At 40.5% G+C, this 19,101-nt stretch carries 16 protein-coding genes; 7 read left to right on the top strand and 9 right to left on the bottom strand.

From position 1 onward, the window contains the following. Positions 1–6 precede the first annotated feature (6 nt). On the top strand, positions 7–1,263 hold the full coding sequence (tyrS, locus tag QM865_RS07165; protein WP_219967266.1) for a tyrosine--tRNA ligase: 1,257 nt from the start codon (positions 7–9) through the stop codon (positions 1,261–1,263). A gap of 75 nt (positions 1,264–1,338) precedes the next feature. On the opposite strand, the gene QM865_RS07160 is transcribed toward tyrS, so the two are convergent. Both QM865_RS07160 and QM865_RS07155 read right to left on the bottom strand, forming a co-directional pair. After that, the gene (locus QM865_RS07160; protein ID WP_414306342.1) at positions 1,339–3,402 is read right to left on the bottom strand and encodes a heavy metal translocating P-type ATPase; all 2,064 of its coding nucleotides are present in this window, start codon (positions 3,400–3,402) and stop codon (positions 1,339–1,341) included. Between the two features lies 1 nt (position 3,403). Further along, a complete protein-coding gene (locus QM865_RS07155) occupies positions 3,404–3,682 on the bottom strand; it encodes a DUF6110 family protein (RefSeq protein ID WP_000910909.1) in 279 nt (92 codons plus the stop codon). A gap of 150 nt (positions 3,683–3,832) precedes the next feature. Here QM865_RS07155 and QM865_RS07150 point away from each other — a divergent pair, with 150 nt between their 5' ends. Continuing rightward, a complete protein-coding gene (locus QM865_RS07150) occupies positions 3,833–4,681 on the top strand; it encodes a putative RNA methyltransferase (protein ID WP_023943994.1) in 849 nt (282 codons plus the stop codon). 355 nt (positions 4,682–5,036) lie between these two features. On the opposite strand, the gene QM865_RS07145 is transcribed toward QM865_RS07150, so the two are convergent. The 3 genes from QM865_RS07145 to malQ all read right to left on the bottom strand — a co-directional run bounded on the left by QM865_RS07145 (position 5,037) and on the right by malQ (position 9,396). Further along, a complete protein-coding gene (locus QM865_RS07145; RefSeq protein WP_023943996.1) occupies positions 5,037–5,243 on the bottom strand; it encodes a hypothetical protein in 207 nt (68 codons plus the stop codon). A gap of 351 nt (positions 5,244–5,594) precedes the next feature. Then, positions 5,595–7,853 (bottom strand): glycogen/starch/alpha-glucan family phosphorylase, encoded by a 2,259-nt coding sequence (gene glgP, locus QM865_RS07140; RefSeq protein WP_049515774.1) that lies wholly within the window; start codon positions 7,851–7,853, stop codon positions 5,595–5,597. Positions 7,854–7,878: 25 nt separating this feature from the next. Continuing rightward, complete coding sequence (gene malQ / locus QM865_RS07135) at positions 7,879–9,396, bottom strand: 4-alpha-glucanotransferase (protein ID WP_084891153.1); 1,518 nt, start codon at positions 9,394–9,396, stop codon at positions 7,879–7,881. Between the two features lie 487 nt (positions 9,397–9,883). Here malQ and QM865_RS07130 point away from each other — a divergent pair, with 487 nt between their 5' ends. The 5 genes from QM865_RS07130 (at position 9,884) to QM865_RS07110 (ending at position 15,343) form a co-directional block, all read left to right on the top strand. Further along, positions 9,884–11,155, top strand: a complete 1,272-nt coding sequence (locus QM865_RS07130) for an extracellular solute-binding protein (RefSeq protein ID WP_000095466.1) — start codon at positions 9,884–9,886, stop codon at positions 11,153–11,155. Positions 11,156–11,264: 109 nt separating this feature from the next. Further along, complete coding sequence (locus tag QM865_RS07125) at positions 11,265–12,557, top strand: sugar ABC transporter permease (protein ID WP_061759676.1); 1,293 nt, start codon at positions 11,265–11,267, stop codon at positions 12,555–12,557. A gap of 1 nt (position 12,558) precedes the next feature. After that, the gene (locus tag QM865_RS07120) at positions 12,559–13,401 is read left to right on the top strand and encodes a sugar ABC transporter permease (protein WP_001065648.1); all 843 of its coding nucleotides are present in this window, start codon (positions 12,559–12,561) and stop codon (positions 13,399–13,401) included. 145 nt (positions 13,402–13,546) lie between these two features. Continuing rightward, positions 13,547–14,347, top strand: a complete 801-nt coding sequence (locus tag QM865_RS07115; protein ID WP_414306341.1) for a DUF1189 domain-containing protein — start codon at positions 13,547–13,549, stop codon at positions 14,345–14,347. Between the two features lie 9 nt (positions 14,348–14,356). After that, positions 14,357–15,343, top strand: coding sequence for a LacI family DNA-binding transcriptional regulator (locus tag QM865_RS07110; protein WP_101785802.1), 987 nt, complete (start codon positions 14,357–14,359; stop codon positions 15,341–15,343). Positions 15,344–15,372: 29 nt separating this feature from the next. Here QM865_RS07110 and QM865_RS07105 read toward each other — a convergent pair whose 3' ends face one another. The 4 genes from QM865_RS07105 to QM865_RS07090 form a co-directional block, all read right to left on the bottom strand. Beyond that, a complete protein-coding gene (locus QM865_RS07105; protein ID WP_101782283.1) occupies positions 15,373–16,314 on the bottom strand; it encodes a YitT family protein in 942 nt (313 codons plus the stop codon). Beyond that, positions 16,292–18,055: an aspartate--tRNA ligase gene (gene aspS, locus QM865_RS07100; RefSeq protein ID WP_261030085.1), complete on the bottom strand. Its 1,764-nt coding sequence runs from the start codon at positions 18,053–18,055 to the stop codon at positions 16,292–16,294. Before aspS ends, QM865_RS07105 begins: the two co-directional genes overlap by 23 nt. Before the next feature lie 154 nt (positions 18,056–18,209). Further along, a complete protein-coding gene (locus QM865_RS07095; protein WP_033682917.1) occupies positions 18,210–18,440 on the bottom strand; it encodes a hypothetical protein in 231 nt (76 codons plus the stop codon). 17 nt (positions 18,441–18,457) lie between these two features. After that, complete coding sequence (locus tag QM865_RS07090) at positions 18,458–19,099, bottom strand: CPBP family intramembrane metalloprotease (RefSeq protein WP_261030087.1); 642 nt, start codon at positions 19,097–19,099, stop codon at positions 18,458–18,460. Between the last annotated feature and the right edge of the window lie 2 nt (positions 19,100–19,101).

Genomic DNA, 19,101 nt, shown 5'->3' with positions numbered 1-19,101 from the left:
AGACACATGCACATTTTTGATGAGCTAAAAGAGCGTGGTTTGATATTTCAAACGACTGATGAAGAAGCTTTGCGTAAAGCCCTAGAAGAAGGTCAAGTTTCTTATTATACTGGCTACGATCCAACTGCTGACAGCCTTCACCTAGGCCACCTTGTCGCAATCTTGACAAGTCGTCGCTTGCAGCTAGCAGGTCACAAACCTTATGCGCTCGTTGGCGGTGCTACAGGTCTCATCGGAGATCCGTCCTTCAAAGATGCTGAACGTAGTCTCCAAACAAAAGACACAGTAGATGGCTGGGTCAAGTCTATCCAAGGACAACTTTCTCGTTTTCTTGACTTTGAAAATGGCGAAAATAAAGCTGTCATGGTCAACAACTACGACTGGTTTGGCAGCATCAGCTTCATTGATTTCCTCCGTGATATCGGAAAATACTTTACTGTCAACTACATGATGAGTAAGGAATCTGTGAAAAAACGGATCGAAACAGGGATTTCCTACACTGAGTTTGCTTACCAAATCATGCAAGGGTACGACTTCTTCGTTCTTAGCCAAGACCACAACGTAACGCTACAAATCGGTGGTTCTGACCAGTGGGGAAATATGACAGCTGGTACTGAATTGCTTCGTCGTAAGGCTGACAAGACTGGCCACGTAATCACTGTTCCACTGATTACCGATGCAACTGGTAAGAAATTTGGTAAATCAGAAGGAAACGCAGTCTGGCTCAATCCTGAAAAGACTTCTCCATACGAAATGTACCAATTCTGGATGAACGTTATGGACGCAGACGCTGTTCGCTTCTTGAAAATCTTTACTTTCTTGTCACTTGATGAGATTGAAGACATCCGTAAACAATTTGAAGCAGCTCCACACGAACGCTTGGCTCAAAAAATCTTGGCTCGTGAAGTCGTTACACTTGTTCACGGCGAAGAAGCTTACAAAGAAGCCCTCAACATCACTGAGCAACTCTTTGCAGGAAACATCAAAAATCTTTCTGTTAAAGAACTCAAACAAGGACTTCGTGGAGTACCAAACTACAAAGTACAAGCAGACGAAAACCACAATATTGTGGAACTGCTCGTCTCATCTGGTGTAGTTAACTCAAAACGCCAAGCCCGTGAAGATGTCCAAAATGGAGCTATCTACGTAAACGGTGACCGCATCCAAGACCTTGACTATGTCTTGAGTGACGCAGATAAGTTAGAAAACGAACTGACTGTTATCCGTCGTGGAAAGAAAAAATATTTTGTATTGACTTACTAAACTGTTCAACATTTACCTATAAAAAAGGAGTTAACCTCGAGAAAGGTAACTCCTTTTTGTTGTTGATAACCACATCTATCTAGCCTTAATAGACAGGCTACGCAGGACTATGCGTAAGGTTGTTAGATTATGTAAGATAGAGAGATTTGAAGGACTGAGCCAATTAAATAAGCCAAAGCCAATCAAACTACTATTTACGACAACGGTATCTTGAATATTCTTCTTGATGAGTGTTTGCAAAGATGATGATAGCCAATCCAACTCTTGGAAGAAATCCAAACGATTATCTAACAATAAGATATCACTCATCTGCTTAGAAATATCTGCACTCTCATTCATCACCACACCGATATCTGATAGGGTTAGAGCAGCTGAGTCATTCAATCCATCTCCAACCATCAAAATAGTGTGACCTGCTTTATGCAGTTCCTCTACTAACTCAAATTTTCCATCAGGTTTCAAGTCTGTATAGACCTGATCAAAGGGCAAATCTTTGACTAATTCCTCTGTTCTAACCAAGGTATCCCCTGTTGCCAGAATCAATTTTTTCCCTTGTGCCTTAAGTTTCTCCAAGGCTGCCTTAGCTTCTTTTCTCAAAGGAGTATGAATGCAGAACATTCCAATCAATTCATTCTGGTAGGCTAAGAATAAGAGATTGTAGTGACTCTTGTACTCTTCAATTAAAGCATTTTGTTCTGAACTGATATGAATTTGCTCATCCTGCATCAAAACATAATTCCCAATAAAAACTGGTTGCCCATCTATATGAGATTTGATCCCCTTGCTTGCAATATATTGGAGTTTCCCATGCATTTCCTCATGTTCAATCCCCTCTATCTCAGCTTGCTTGACGATGGCATTAGCAATAGGATGATAAATGTGTTCCTCAAGACAGGCACTGATTCTGAGAATATCTTCCTCACTATAGTCCCCAAAAGGTAACACCTTTTCAACTATCGGATAGCTAGTTGTGATTGTCCCCGTCTTATCAAATAAGAAGGTATCAACTTCCAGATATTTCTCCAGAACATCTCCATCCTTAATCACCATTTCACGGTTCAACCCCTCCTTGATAGCTGCCAAATAAGCTACAGGAGTAGAGATTTTCAAAGCGCAGGAGAAATCGACCAATAGGAACGAAATAGCCTTAGAAAAAGAACCTGTTAATAGGTAAGTCAACCCAGCCCCCAAGAAATTATATTTGACGACCTTGTCCGCCATCTTGATGAAATAGCGTTGTTTCGTTTTCTTGTTTTCTTCAGATTTCTTCATCAACTCAATCAGCTGTAAAATACGACTGTTCATCTGATTATCGGTTACACGAATGCGTAGCTCCCCAGTCTCCAAGACTGTGTTTGCACAAACCAAATCAGACTCTCTTTTTTCAACTGGAAAACTCTCTCCCGTCAAGGAACTTTCGTTGACCATACCTAAACCTGAAACTACTTGTCCATCAAACAGAATTTCATTTCCTTGAGATAGGACCAAGACATCTCCTATTTGAACATCGGAACTCTTGATACTAACGACCGTATCCCCCTGTACTAAGAATACATCGCTCTCTTTTGCAAGAAGGCTTTGCTCTAAATCTGTTGCAGTTTTTTTCAAGGACCATTGATCTAAATGATTCCCCAAATCAAGCATAAACATGATGTTGCTAGCAGTCTTGGATTGGTTCATGAACAAAGACAATAAAATAGCCGAACAGTCCAAGACCTCCATCGTTAGTTCCTTACGCGCTAGTGTTTGATAGGCTTCTCTAATATAGCCAAAAGCCTGATAACAAGTCCATATATAGCGAATAGGATACGGAACAAAACTACGAAAAAGTATACGCTTAATCGCTGCACCTGAAACAATAGAATAAGCACTCTCTTCTCTACGAATGGGAAGAGTCATCAACTCAGAAACTTTCCCTTTATCAATTCTTTTTAAAAAGGCTTCTGCATTATCTAATACAGAAAAGCCTTCTTTTATACGTAGAGTAAAGTGCTGTTGATCCATGTAAAACTGGATAGACTCAATTCCCTTTTCATCTCTCGCCAAGGAACGAAGATAGTCTTGAATATCCAAGGTGAGTGAAAAAGAAGATGATAGTCGGATATGTTGGTATCCTCTATGTAGCACTTTAAAAGACATATTATTCTCCTATAAGGCTATCTAATTGCTCTTCTTTTTTCTCTTGCTCGTACAAATATTTGGCATCTTGCAAGACATCGTCTCCATGTTGTTTCACAACAGAAACAGATGCATCTAGCTCGTCTTTCAACTTGTAAGCCTTAGCCAAAGCTTTAGAATAACCTTTTTTAGCTTCCTTACTTGCTAAGATTTTCAAACCAAGGGTACCAAATGCGACACCACCCAAAAAGAGTGATGATTTTTTCGCAACTTTTGCGACGGTCAATACTTCTTTTAACATACTTATTTCCTCCTAGCTATTATTATATAGCAATTTAGATATAAAAGCAATTTAATTTTTGTACTTTGAAAAGTAATTATACTACTATTTAATTCTATTACAAATCATCCTAAAGTTGCTTTCATTTGCCTCTTTTGATACACTTAAACTATGAATACAAATCTCAAACCTAAACTTCAGCGTTTTGCTTCTGCGACTGTCTTTGCCTGTCCTATCTGTCAAGAAAATCTGACTCTGGTAGAGAACAGTCTCAAATGCAACAATCGTCATTCTTTTGACTTGGCTAAATTTGGCTATGTCAATCTGTCACCTCAAATCAAGCAATCTGCCAACTACGACAAGGAAAACTTTCAAAACCGCCAACAAATCCTAGAATCTGGATTTTATCAGGCTATTTTAGAAGATATTTCGGACTTACTAGCAGCTAATCCATCCGCAAAAACTGTCTTAGATATTGGTTGTGGCGAGGGCTTCTACTCTCGCAAACTCCAAGAAAGTCATCCTGACAAAACCTTCTATGCCTTTGATATTTCCAAAGATTCCGTCCAAATCGCTGCAAAGAGCGAACCCAACTGGGCAGTCAATTGGTTCGTTAGCGACTTGGCTCGTCTTCCTATAAAAGACGCCAGCATGGATATCCTACTAGATATCTTTTCACCTGCCAACTATGGAGAATTTCGTCGCGTTTTATCCAAAGACGGTATCTTAATAAAGGTTATCCCAACTAAAAATCACCTCAAGGAAATCCGTCAGAAGGTACAAGACCAGCTGACAAACAAGGATTATTCTAATCAAGATATCAAGGAGCATTTCCAGGAACATTTTACCATCCTATCTAGTCAAACTGCCTCTCTGACTAAAACTATCACAGCAGAGCAGCTCCAAGCCCTACTTAGTATGACTCCTCTCCTCTTTCACGTCGACCAGAGCAAGATTGACTGGAGCCAACTGACAGAGATTACCATTGAAGCAGAGATTTTGGTTGGGAAAACATTGTAAACTAGACTTCGCAAAAGTAGAAAACTTACTGAGAATCTTCAATATTACGAAAACGCATAAGAACAGGTACTCAAAAACCTTAATCTTATGCGTTTTGTTATGCAAAAATCACTGGAATTTCTATACACATTAAGCGGAAATCTTTGAAATCAATTCTCTTAATAACCATTGAATACCATATATTACATTTACCCCAAATATGATATAGGCCGTATAAATCAAGTATTTCGATTTCTTCTGCCTCAAAGAATAGATTTTGTACAAGATAAACAAATTTAAAATAATAAATAATAGAGACAAAATCTTCCCCCAAAAATCAATCTTAAAAGTACACAGTCAAGCATAGCTCTAAACTTTATTTTCGATTCGAGATAACAAACTTATCAATAAATAGCAAGTGAAATAAGGCCAGTACCAGACCCCAAACGCTACCACGAAAAGAGATTTCTTGATGATTGAGAGGAAACAAATCATGGTTACCTATATAGAGGCAGGTCAAAATGATAAATAAAATCCAAAATAAATCCGTCCATTTATATTTTGAAAAATATTTTTTCCACATAAAAACACCTTCTTTCCTACAATCATATTATAATACTTTGTGTAAGCGAATACAAGGAATATGAGGTAATCAACTACAAAGAAACATGAGGTTGAAAGAGAGTAAAAGCAGTATTTCTAAGCTTTAACTGTATCTATGATTTCTATCTTTTTAAGACAAGATTGACCCAAATCCACAGCATTTAAAAAAGCGAATTTCAATCGAAACTCGCTTTTTTACAAAATGTATTAGTATGAATTTGTATCTTATACTCAATGAAAATCAAAGAGCAAACTAGGAAGCTAGCCGCAGGCTGTACTTGAGTACGGCAAGGCAACGCTGACGTGGTTTGAATTTGATTTTCGAAGAGTATTAGTTCAAGTGCCAGATATCTTCGTTGTACTGAGCGATTGTACGGTCAGATGAGAAGAATCCTGCTTTAGAAATGTTAACGATAACTTTATCCAACCATGCGTCACGGTCTTCGTAGTCAGCCAACATTTGCTCTTTCACTTTGATGTAATCTTCCAAGTCAAGAAGAGTCATGAACCAGTCTTTGTTGATCAATTCATTGTAAAGACGTTCCAAGCGCTCTTTGTTTCCAGCTGCAAGAACTGCATCGCTAACGATGAAGTCAACCAATGGTTTGATAGCTTCACGAGCGTAGAATTCGCTTGATTTGTAAGCTGCTTTTGCGTAAAGGTCGATAACAGTTTCTGAATCTTCACCAAAGATGTAGATGTTTTCATCACCAACCAACTCAGCGATCTCCACGTTAGCTCCGTCCATAGTACCAAGAGTCAAAGCTCCGTTCAACATGAATTTCATGTTACCAGTACCTGAAGCTTCTTTAGAAGCAAGTGAGATTTGTTCTGAGATATCACATGCTGGGATAAGGAAGCTTGCTGCAGTAACGTTATAGTTTTCAACCATAACTACTTGCAAGTGTGGAGCTACTGCTGGATCGTTAGCAATAACTTCTGACATGCAAAGGATCAAGTGGATGATGTCTTGAGCGATTGTATAGGCTGGAGCTGCTTTACCACCAAAGAAGATTGTGATTGGACGAGCAGGGATGTTACCAGCTTTGATGTCAAGGTATTTGTGAATCACGTACAAAGCGTTCATTTGTTGGCGTTTGTACTCGTGAAGACGTTTGATTTGGATGTCAAAGATAGAGTTTGGATTGATTTCCACACCTTGGTGTTCTTTCAAGTGACGAGCCAATTTACGTTTGTTGTGAGCCTTGATGCTTTCCAATTTTTCTTTGACAGCTGCTTTGTCTTCATAAGACAAAAGTTTTTCAAGCTCATCTGCTTCATGGTGCCAACCTTCTCCAAGAATCTCATCCAAGTAGTGAGACAATCTTGGGTTAGCATGCATAAGCCAACGACGGAAAGTAATACCGTTTGTTTTGTTGTTGAATTTTTCTGGGTAAAGGTCGTAGAAAGCTTTCAACTCAGAATTTTTCAAGATTTCAGTATGAAGTGCTGCTACCCCGTTAACACTGTATCCGTAGTGGATATCCATGTGAGCCATGTGAACACGTCCGCTCTCATCGATAATTTGAACAGCTGGATCTTTGTATTCTGCTTTCACACGACGGTCCAATTCTTCAATGATTGGTACCAAGTGAGGAACCACTTCTTGCAAGAATTCAAGAGGCCATTTTTCAAGGGCTTCAGCAAGGATTGTGTGGTTAGTGTAGGCAGTCATGCTACGAACGATTGAGATTGCTTCGTCAAGCTCGATACCACGTGCAGTCAAAAGACGGATCAATTCAGGGATAACCATTGATGGGTGAGTGTCGTTGATTTGTACAACAGCGTAGTCAGCAAGGTCATGCAAGTTGCTTCCTTTTTCGATTGCTTCGTCGATGATCAATTGCGCACCGTTTGAAACCATGAAGTATTGTTGGAAGATACGGAGCAATTCACCTTGACGGTCACTATCATCTGGGTAAAGGAAGAGAGTCAAGTTGCGAGCGATATCTGTCTTGTCAAAGTTGATACCATCTTTAATGATAGAAGAATCAACTGAATCCAAGTCAAACAAACGCAAGCGGTTTTTAGTTGCTGTTTCATAACCAGTAACATCAATATCGTAAAGAGTTGATGTCAAAGTAAAGTCTGCAAATGGTACTTGGTAGCTACGGCTTGAGCGAACCAACCAGTTTTGCTCTGTCAACCATGCATTTGGAATTGTTTCTTGTTGGTTGTTTTTAAGAACTTGTTGGAAAAGACCAAAGTGGTAGTTAAGACCAACACCGTCACCATTCAAACCAAGAGTCGCAATTGAGTCGATAAAGCAGGCAGCCAAACGTCCCAAACCACCATTACCAAGAGATGGTTCCAATTCAACTTCTTCAACTTCGATCAAGTCTTTACCTGCAGCAGCAAGTTCTTTTTTGACATCGTCGTAAAGACCAAGGTTGATCAAGTTGTTTGACAAGAGTTTACCAATCAAGAACTCAGCTGAGATATAGTAAACTTTCTTTTTACCAGTGTTAACTGGTTTTTGGCTGCTTGCAAGCTTGCTGTAGTTAAGAAGAGCAAGGTAAAGCTCTTCATTGCTACATTCTGCAATGGTTTTATTGTAACGATTTTGTACAAATTCTTGTAGTGATAACATGTTTAAGGTGTCTCCTGATATTGTATTATTTCTTTAATTCTACCAAATTTTCATTAATTCGTCGATAGATTGTTGTCAAGTCAAGCAAACCTTCCTCGACAGCTGGTGTCAATTGATCTTCAGTCATACGCCAAGACCAGTTTCCACCGAGGGTAGATGGGAAGTTCATACGAGCTGTCTCATCCAATTCTAGCAAATCTTGCATAGTTGCAATTGCCATGAAGCTAACTGATGAAAAGACTGTACGAAGCATAGCGTGTGGAACTGTTTCGTATTCTTTACGGTTAGTATAGCGAGCCATGTACTCACGAGTCGCATCATCAATCTCGTTACGGTACCAACCAAGGACCGTGTTGTTATCGTGAGTTCCTGTGTACATAACTGAGTTAGCAGGTGCCAAGTGTGGGCTATCGATACTTTCGTCTTCTGGATTGAAGGCAAATTGAAGAATCTTCATTCCTGGGAAGCCAGTACGTTCACGCAACTCAATAACTTCATCTGTCATGAAGCCAAGGTCTTCTGCGATGATGTTTAGCTCACCAAGTTCTTCCTTAACGGCTGCAAAAAGCTTGTAGCCCGGACCTTTCACCCACTCACCAGGTGCTGCTGTATCGGAACCAGCAGGGATTTCCCAGTAAGATTCGAAGCCGCGGAAGTGGTCGATACGAACGATATCATAGATTTTGAAGCTTTCACGCAAGCGTTCAATCCACCATTTATAGCCGTCTTTGTCCATTGCTTCCCAGTCATAGATTGGGTTACCCCAAAGCTGACCAGTTGCAGAAAACTCATCTGGTGGGCATCCTGCGATGCAAGTCGCCTTACCGTTGACATCTGTCTTGAAGAGATGTGGATTTGCCCACATATCGCTTGAATCTTCCGCTACGTAGATTGGCATGTCCCCAACGATTTCGATGTGGTTGTCGTTAGCGTAAGCTTTCAATTTCAACCATTGTTGGAAGAAGAAGTATTGAGTCACACGGTGGTAAACCAACTTGTCTGCCAATTGCTCACGGTAGCTTTCAAGTGCTGAAGCTTTACGAACGCGAGCATCAGCATCTGGCCATTCAGTCCAAGCAAGATTTTCAAAATGCTCTTTGATAGCCATATACTCAGCAAAGAGCTCAAGCCATGATTGGTTGTCTTGAGCAAATTTCTCAAAATCTTTAACATCTCCAACTTCAAAGAAACGTTTCACCGCTTTTTCTAAAAGAGGACGACGTGCATAGTAGATTTTAGCATAATCAACTTCAGACGCATCGCTACCAAAGTCAACTCCTTCAAGGTCACTTGCTTCCAACAAACCTTGCTCCACCAAGATATCCAAATCGATAAAATGAGTGTTTCCTGCGAAGGCTGAGAAAGATTGGTAAGGAGAGTCTCCGTAACTAGTTGTTCCTAATGGAAGGATTTGCCAGTAACGTTGTTTCGTGCGAACCAAGAAATCAACGAAGTCGTAAGCACTTTGACCAAATGATCCGATTCCGTAGGCTCCTGGGAGAGAAGAGATGTGCATCAACACACCACTTTGACGTTTTTTCATAAACAACACCTCGTGTATTTGTAGTTTAATTTTTCATTTTTGGGCGCAAACGTTTGCGTTAAGATAAGTATACTTCATTTTTGGAATAATTGCAAGCGGTTTTAAAAAAACTTTTTGATTATTTTTTAAAAAAACTTGTCCTTATTTATGTATACATATACATTTTTTCTTTTCTATTTACAAAATCTTCTTCAACTACAAATAGAAGGCTCAACTTAGCCTACTTTTGGTCTAGAGCAATTTATTTTTTGTTCAAAATCTAGGCAATCGTTTCCCTAAATAATTTCAGTAAAAGCATGAAAATATATTTTCTAACTTTTCTTCTATTATAAACAAATAAAACGCTTACCCTTTCCGTGAAATTTTTTTAAAATTTTTACAAAAAAACACTTGCAACCGTTTTCTATTTGTGCTATACTAGTCCCATAAAGGAAAACGTTTGCGTTTCCTCATTATAAAATTTGTTATTCTTTAGGAGGAATACACTATGTCATCTAAATTCATGAAGAGCGCTGCTGTGCTTGGAACTGCTACACTTGCTAGCTTGCTTTTGGTAGCTTGCGGAAGCAAAACTGCTGATAAACCTGCTGATTCTGGTTCATCTGAAGCGAAAGAAATCACTCTTTACGTTGAGGACCAATACAAAGCTTATGCTGAAACAGTAGCTAAAGCTTATAAAGAACAATCAGGAACAACAGTTAACATCAAATCTGGTGACCAAATGGGTGGGCTTGACAAACTTTCTCTTGACAACCAATCAGGTCAAGCTCCTGACGTTATGATGGCTCCATACGACCGTGTAGGTAGCCTTGGTACTGACGGACAACTTTCAGAAGTGAAATTGAGCGACGGTGCTAAAACAGATGATAAAACTAAATCTCTTGTAACAGCTGCTGACGGTAAAGTTTACGGTGCTCCTGCCGTTATCGAGTCACTTGTTATGTACTACAACAAAGACTTGGTAAAAGAAGCTCCAAAAACATTTGCTGACTTGGAAAACCTTGCTAAAGATAGCAAATACGCATTCGCTGGAGAAGATGGAAAAACTTCTGCTTTCCTAGCTGACTGGACAAACTTCTACTTTGCATACGGACTTCTTGCTGGTAACGGCGGTTACGTATTCGGACAAAACGGTAAAGACGCTAAAGACATCGGTCTTGCAAACGACGGCGCTATCAAAGGTGTAGAATACGCTAAAACTTGGTATGAAAAATGGCCTAAAGGTATGCAAGATACTGAAGGAGCTGGAAACCTAATCCAAACTCAATTCCAAGAAGGTAAAACAGCTGCTATCATCGATGGACCTTGGAAAGCTCAAGCCTTCAAAGACGCTAAAGTAAACTACGGTGTTGCAACTATCCCAACTCTTCCAAACGGAAAAGACTACGCAGCATTTGGTGGTGGTAAAGCTTGGATCATCCCATCAAGCACTAAGAACCTTGAAGCTGCTCAAAAATTTGTAGACTTCCTTGTTTCAACTGAACAACAAAAAGCCTTCTACGATAAAACTAATGAAATCCCAGCTAACACTGAAGCTCGTTCATACGCTGAAGGTAAAAATGATGAGTTGACAACAGCTGTTATCAAACAGTTCAAGAACGCTCAACCAATGCCAAACATCTCTCAAATGTCAGCTGTTTGGGACCCAGCTAAAACAATGTTGTTTGAAGCTGTAAGTGGTAAGAAAGATGCTAAAACAGCTGCTAACGATGCTGTAACATTGATCAAAGAAACAATCAAACAAAAATTTGGTGAATAAAAAATTTGTTCAAGGGGGGTGGAAATCAAATCCCCCTTTGAATTTATCAACAAAAACACAAATAGTTTAGGTTTTATCTAGAAACCAGTATCCTATGAAAGGAGTTATTATGGAAAAGCAACAACCTAGTAAAGCAGCCCTGCTGTCTATCATTCCTGGGTTAGGACAGATTTACAATAAACAAAAGGCCAAAGGTTTTATCTTCCTTGGTGTAACCATCGTATTTGTCCTTTATTTCCTAGCACTTGCAGCCCCTGAATTGAGCAATCTCATCACTCTTGGTGACAAGCCAGGTCGTGACAATTCCCTCTTTATGCTGATTCGTGGTGCCTTCCATTTAATCTTTGTAGTCGTTTATGTACTCTTTTATTTCTCAAATATTAAAGATGCACATACAACTGCTAAACACATTAACAATGGTATTCCAGTAGCACTTACCTTTAAAGAAATGATCAAAGGAATCTATGAAAATGGCTTCCCTTACCTCTTGATCATTCCATCTTATATTGCAATGACTTTTGCGATTATCTTCCCAGTTATCGTAACCTTGATGATTGCCTTTACCAACTACGACTTCCAACACTTGCCACCAAACAAATTGTTGGACTGGGTTGGTTTGACAAACTTTACAAACATTTGGAGCTTGAGTACCTTCCGTTCAGCCTTTGGTTCTGTTCTTTCTTGGACTATCATCTGGGCTTTATCTGCCTCAACTTTGCAGATCGTGATTGGTATCTTCACAGCTATCATTGCTAACCAACCATTTATCAAAGGAAAACGTATCTTTGGTGTTATTTTCCTTCTTCCTTGGGCTGTCCCAGCCTTCATCACTATCTTGACATTCTCAAACATGTTTAATGATAGTGTCGGTGCTATCAACACTCAAGTCTTGCCGATCTTTGCTAAATTCCTTCCTTTCCTTGATGGGGCTCTTATTCCTTGGAAAACAGACCCTACTTGGACAAAGGTTGCCTTGATTATGATGCAAGGTTGGCTTGGATTCCCATACATCTACGTTTTGACTTTAGGTATCTTACAATCTATTCCTAACGACCTTTACGAAGCAGCTTATATTGACGGTGCTAATGCTTGGCAAAAATTCCGCAACATCACTTTCCCAATGATCTTGGCTGTTGCAGCACCTACTTTGATTAGCCAATACACCTTCAACTTTAACAACTTCTCTATCATGTACCTCTTCAATGGTGGAGGACCTGGTAGTGTCGGAGGTGGAGCTGGTTCAACCGATATCTTGATCTCATGGATCTACCGTTTGACAACAGGTACATCTCCTCAATACTCAATGGCGGCAGCTGTTACCTTGATTATCTCTATCATTGTCATCTCAATCTCTATGATCGCATTCAAGAAACTACACGCATTTGATATGGAGGATGTCTAAGATGAATAACTCAATTAAACTCAAACGTAGACTGACTCAAACTCTTACTTACCTCTACTTAATTGGCCTATCAATCGTGATTATCTATCCACTTTTGATTACCATCATGTCAGCCTTTAAAGCAGGTAACGTCTCAGCCTTTAAACTAGATACTAATATCGACCTCAATTTTGATAACTTTAAAGGCCTCTTCACTGAAACCTTGTACGGTACTTGGTACCTCAACACTTTGATTATCGCCTTAATTACTATGGTTGTTCAAACAAGTATCATCGTACTTGCTGGTTATGCTTACAGCCGTTACAACTTCTTGGCTCGTAAACAAAGTTTGGTCTTCTTCTTGATTATCCAAATGGTGCCAACCATGGCCGCTTTGACAGCCTTCTTCGTTATGGCACTTATGTTGAACGCCCTTAACCACAGCTGGTTCCTCATCTTCCTCTACGTTGGTGGTGGTATCCCAATGAATGCTTGGCTCATGAAAGGCTACTTCGATACAGTGCCAATGTCTCTAGACGAATCTGCAAAACTAGACGGTGCAGGACACTTCCGCCGCTTCTGGCAAATTGTTCTTCCACTTGTTCGCCCAATGGTTGCCGTACAAGCTCTCTGGGCCTTCATGGGACCTTTCGGGGACTACATCCTCTCTAGTTTCTTGCTTCGTGAGAAAGAATACTTTACCGTTGCCGTAGGTCTCCAAACCTTCGTTAGCAATGTGAAAAACATGAAGATCGCCTACTTCTCAGCAGGTGCTATCCTCATCGCCCTTCCAATCTGTATTCTCTTCTTCTTCCTACAAAAGAACTTTGTTTCAGGACTTACAAGTGGTGGCGACAAGGGATAATATATCCCCGCCACCCTTTTTCATTTTGAAGCTTGTGACTATAAAACTATCCTTGTAGCAAGCAATTCATCTCCTAGACTTGAAATAAAGCACATTTCTCTATATAATAATACTCATATAGAAAACACCTTTTAGAAAGATACCTATGCTTCCATATCCATTTTCCTATTTTTCAAGTATTTGGGGATTTCGTAAGCCCCTGTCCAAACGTTTCGGACTCAACTGGTTCCAACTTCTCTTTACCAGTATCTTCCTTATCAGCTTATCTATGGTACCTATTGCCATCAAAAACAGCTCGCAGGAGACTTATCCGCTAGAAACCTTTATCGATAATGTCTATGAACCATTGACAGATAAGGTTGTACAGGATCTCTCTGAACACGCTACAATTGTTGATGGCAAATTAACTTATACTGGAACAGCTAGTCAAGAGCCTTCTATTGTGATCGGTCCAAGTCAAAGCAAGGAATTACCTAAAGACTTGCAACTGCATTTCGATACGAATGAGCTCGTCATCAGCAAGGAAAGTAAAGAGCTGACCCGTATCTCTTACCGAGCGATTGAGACTGAGAGTTTCAAAAGTAAAGACAGCTTGACCCAAGCCATTTCTAAAGACTGGTACCAGCAGAATCGTGTCTATATCAGTCTCTTTCTAGTTCTCGGTGCTAGCTTCCTCTTTGGTTTGAATTTCTTTATCGTCTCTCTAGGAGCGAGTCTTCTCCTTTATATCACTAAGAAATCACGCCTCTTTTCATTTAGGACCTTTAAAGAGTGCTACCATTTTATCTTGAACTGTTTAGGATTACCAACACTGATTACGCTTATTTTGGGACTATTTGGCCAAAATATGACAACTCTCATCACTGTACAAAACATTCTTTTTGTTCTGTATCTGGTTACTATCTTTTATAAAACGCATTTCCGTGATCCAGATTACCATAAATAGGAGATTTTTATGCCCGTTACGATTAAAGACGTGGCCAAGGCTGCTGGTGTTTCGCCTTCAACCGTAACCCGTGTTATTCAAAACAAATCAACCATTAGCGACGAAACAAAAAAACGCGTTCGCAAGGCTATGAAGGAGCTCAATTACCACCCCAACCTCAACGCTCGTAGCTTGGTAAGTAGCTATACTCAAGTTATCGGCTTGGTCCTTCCTGACGACTCAGACGCCTTCTATCAAAATCCTTTCTTCCCATCTGTCCTCCGTGGTATCGCCCAAGTCGCTTCTGAAAACCACTATGCTATTCAGATTGCAACAGGTAAAGATGAAAAAGAGCGCCTTAAAGCTATTTCACAGATGGTTTACGGTAAACGTGTGGATGGTTTGATTTTCCTTTATGCCAAAGAAGAGGACCCTTTGGTTAAGTTAGTAGCAGACGAGCAATTTCCTTTCCTTATCTTAGGTAAATCTCTATCTCCCTTCATTCCGCTTGTCGATAATGACAATGTCCAAGCTGGTTTTGATGCGACAGAGTATTTTATCAAAAAAGGTTGCAAGCGAATTGCCTTCATTGGAGGGACTAAGCGACTCTTCGTAACACAAGACCGTCTGACAGGTTACGAGATGGCTCTAAAACAACACCAACTTCCTCTCGATACTAATCTGACTTGCTTTGCTACTGAATTTCTTGAAGATAATGGTTATCGCTTTAGTAGACTTCTCTTCAAACACGATTCAAATATTGACGCTATTATTACCATTGATAGTCTCCTTGCTGCAGGGGTCTGTGATTACATCGCAAAACACCAGCTGGATGTCCCTGTTCTCAGCTTCGACTCAGTCAATCCCAAGCTCAACTTGGCAGCCTATGTCGATATCAATAGCCTAGAACTTGGTCGAACATCATTTGAAACGATTCTTCAGATTATCAACGATGCTAAGAGCAATAAACAAATTTGTTACCGTCAATTAATCGCCCACAAAATTATCGAAAAATAAAAACCAGCTCGCGCTGGTTTTTTTAGTCACTAATTTTCTGTTTCAACGAATCGTCCCAGAATATGGACATTCTCAGATACAGAGACAAAGGCACCTGGATCCACCTGTTTCATAATGAGTTTAAATTCATTAAACTCTGCACGTGTAATGACAGTAATTAAAACTGCCTTTCTCTCGTGATTATAGGTTCCTTCTGCATCGTGGATCATGGTTGCTCCGCGGTGCAATTTTTTATGGATTTTCTCAATTACTTTATCTGGATGATTGGTCACAATCATGGCCTGCATGCGTTTTTGCTTGGTAAAGACCGCATCTGTCACACGGCTAGAGACAAAGATGGTAATCATAGAATAGAGAGCGTATTTCCATCCAAAGGTCAAACCTGCTATCAGCATGATGGTCCCATTGACCAAGAAAGAAATACTACCGACATTCTTACCTGTTTTCTTGCGAATAGTCAGGCTGACGATATCCGTCCCACCACTGGAGATATTGTTTCGAAGAGCAAAACCAATCCCCAAGCCCATGACAACACCCCCAAAAAGGGCATTGATAATAGGATCCTCTGTCAAGGTCGCCACAGGGACAAACTGGATAAAGAAGGAACTCATAGATACCGTGATAAAGGTAAAGACGGTGAACTTATGGCCAATCTGATACCAAGCCAAGACCATCAAAGGAAAATTAATGGCGTAGAAGGTCAGCGAAATCGGAATATGAAAACCAAACCAGTGATTACTCAAGGCAGAGATAATCTGTGCCAAACCTGTCGCACCACTCGAATACACATGCCCTGGTTGGAAAAAGAAATTGACCGCTACTGCTGATAAAAAACCATAGACCAGAGAAGCCGAAATCTTCTCATCGTATTTTTCACGAGAGATGCTTTGTAAGACACGTAAAATTTTTATCTGATGAGCAAAGCGGCGCAGATAATAGCGCCACCGCTTAATTCGTTTTGCTTGTTTCATCTTCTTCTACTTGTAAGCTGAGTTCCTCTAGTTGTTTGAGAGCTACTGTTGAAGGAGCTTGTGTCATTGGGTCACTTGCCTTATTGTTCTTAGGAAAGGCAATGACTTCACGGATATTTTCTTCTCCAGCAAGCAACATAACAAAACGGTCAAGCCCGATAGCCAAACCACCGTGTGGTGGGAAACCATAGTCCATGGCTTCAAGAAGGAAGCCAAACTGGTCATTTGCTTCTTCTGCTGAGAAACCAAGAGCCTTGAACATGCGTTCTTGAAGGTCTTTTTGATTGATACGAAGGCTACCACCACCAAGCTCATAACCGTTCAAGACGATATCGTAAGCAATGGCACGAACCTTAGCTAAATCACCTTCTAATTCGTGAGCAGTCTCTTCTTGTGGAAGGGTAAAAGGATGGTGGGCGCTCATGTAGCGACCTTCTTCTTCAGACCATTCAAACATTGGCCAATCAACCACCCAAAGGAAGTTGAATTTATCATTGTCAATCAAACCAAGCTCTTTGGCAATACGTCCACGAAGGGCACCGAGCGTTGCATTGGCCACTTCAAGCGTATCTGCCACAAAGAGAACGAGGTCCTTATCTTCAAGAGCAAGCGCTGTTGTCAATTCTGCTTGGATGCCTGCCAAGAACTTAGCAACTGGTCCATTTAATTCTCCATCAACTACCTTGACCCAAGCAAGACCTTTGGCACCGTACTGTTTGGCTACTTCCGTCATCTTGTCGATGTCTTTACGTGAATAGTTGTCCGCATCGCCTTTGACCACAATGGCTTTTACAGCAGGTGCTTCTGAAAAGACTTTGAAGTCAACACCTTTGACCACTTCTGTCAAGTCCTGAAGCAACATGTCAAAACGGGTATCAGGTTTGTCAGAACCATAAAGAGCCATAGCATCGTCATACTTCATACGAGGGAATGGAAGCGTTACTTCGATGCCTTTTGTTTCCCTCATCACACGCGCAATCAATCCTTCTGTGATATCTTGGATTTCTTGCTCAGTAAGGAAAGATGTTTCCAAGTCGACCTGAGTGAACTCAGGCTGGCGGTCACCACGCAAGTCCTCGTCACGGAAACATTTAACAATTTGGTAGTAACGGTCAAAACCAGCATTCATCAAGAGCTGTTTCGTTATTTGTGGACTTTGAGGAAGAGCGTAAAAATGCCCTTTATTAACACGAGACGGCACCAAATAGTCACGCGCCCCTTCAGGAGTTGACTTAGAAAGGAATGGTGTCTCCACGTCGATAAACTCCAACTCATCCAAGTAATTTCGGATAGAGTGGGTCACCTTAGCACGAAGTTTAAGATTTTCCAACATTTCTGGGCGACGAAGGTCAAGGTAACGGTAACGCAAACGCGTATCGTCATTGGCCTCAATACCATCCTTAATCTCAAATGGTGTTGTCTTAGCTGTATTCAACACTGTCAGAGCTGTCACGTTTAACTCAACTGCACCAGTTGGCAACTTATCATTGGCTTGCTCACGCGCAGCAACCTGACCTGTCACCTCGATAACAAATTCGCTACGAAGGCTTTCAGCTGTTGCCATGACCTCTGCAGATACTTTTTCAGGGTTGATAACCAACTGCATGATTCCTTCACGGTCACGAAGGTCGATAAAGATCAAACCACCAAGGTCACGACGACGGCCAACCCATCCTTTCAAGGTCATTTCTTGTCCGATGTGTTCCTCACGAACACGACCAGCATACATACTACGTTTCATGTTTTCTCTCCTCTTTTATTCTGTTACTATTTTACCATAAAAGCGCAGGCTCTTCATGAAAATCATCAGAAAAGTTTGCTAGTCTTTAAAAATCAGGTAAAGTCCCTAAAAATTAGCGCTAATACAAAAATCCGATGAAGTTCACCGGACTCTTTTATTTTGAATTTTTGCCTGCTTTACGCTTTTCAGCAATTTCGGCTGCCTTTCGAGGCAAGACAATCTCCGTTGTGTAAGCTGTCCCAAAACGCCAGATACCAGCAATAGGGGCAAAGACCACTGCTAGATGGCTATAAAAGAAATCGCCCTTAAAGGCATAAGCTAGCGCCCCAATGATGAAAAATAGAACAACTGCCTGAATCACTGCTAATAAAATTACTCGTTTCATGTGACCTCCTGACTCTATTATAGCATGAGAATCATCAAAAAGCCGACTAAATTATTCAAAGCGTGGAGAGAAATACTGTAGACCAGACCTTTTCTGCTAATATAGGCCAATCCCAAACTAAAACCAAGGCTAAAATAGACAAAAAATTGTTGCACATCACCTGGGAAATGAATCAAGGTAAACAGAACACTGGATACCAGAAGAAAAATCAGAGTTTGTTTACTATTGTCCTGCTTAGGAAAGAGGTAGCGTGCCAACATCCCTCTAAAGATAAGTTCTTCCGTCAAAGGAGCAAAAATAACGACCGCAAAGAAGGAGAAGAGTGGTTGAGACAAGGTCAAGTCTGTCGCTATTTGTTGATTTACTGAAGGATCATCTGGCAAGAAAAACTGGACAACTAGAGATAAGAACCAAACCAAGGCAGGAAGCCAAATAAATCGGTTAAAGCCACTCTTCTCAATATGAACAGGAGCTTTCTGGTACCATTTGTAAATGCCGTACACATAAACTCCAGCCAAGGCCACATAGAGTAAGGTAACAGCATAGGGGGAAGCGCCTAAGGCAAGAGACGTAGTCGCGAGCCCCTGAATGAAGCCATAGATGAATAAAAAGGATAGAATGGCTAGAAGAAACCAGCCAAGGTTTTTAAGTAATTTCATAA

It is taken from the genome of Streptococcus mitis (genome assembly GCF_047462815.1).
GTDB classification, from domain to species: domain Bacteria; phylum Bacillota; class Bacilli; order Lactobacillales; family Streptococcaceae; genus Streptococcus; species Streptococcus mitis_DO.
This window is presented reverse-complemented; position numbering and strand designations above follow the sequence as displayed.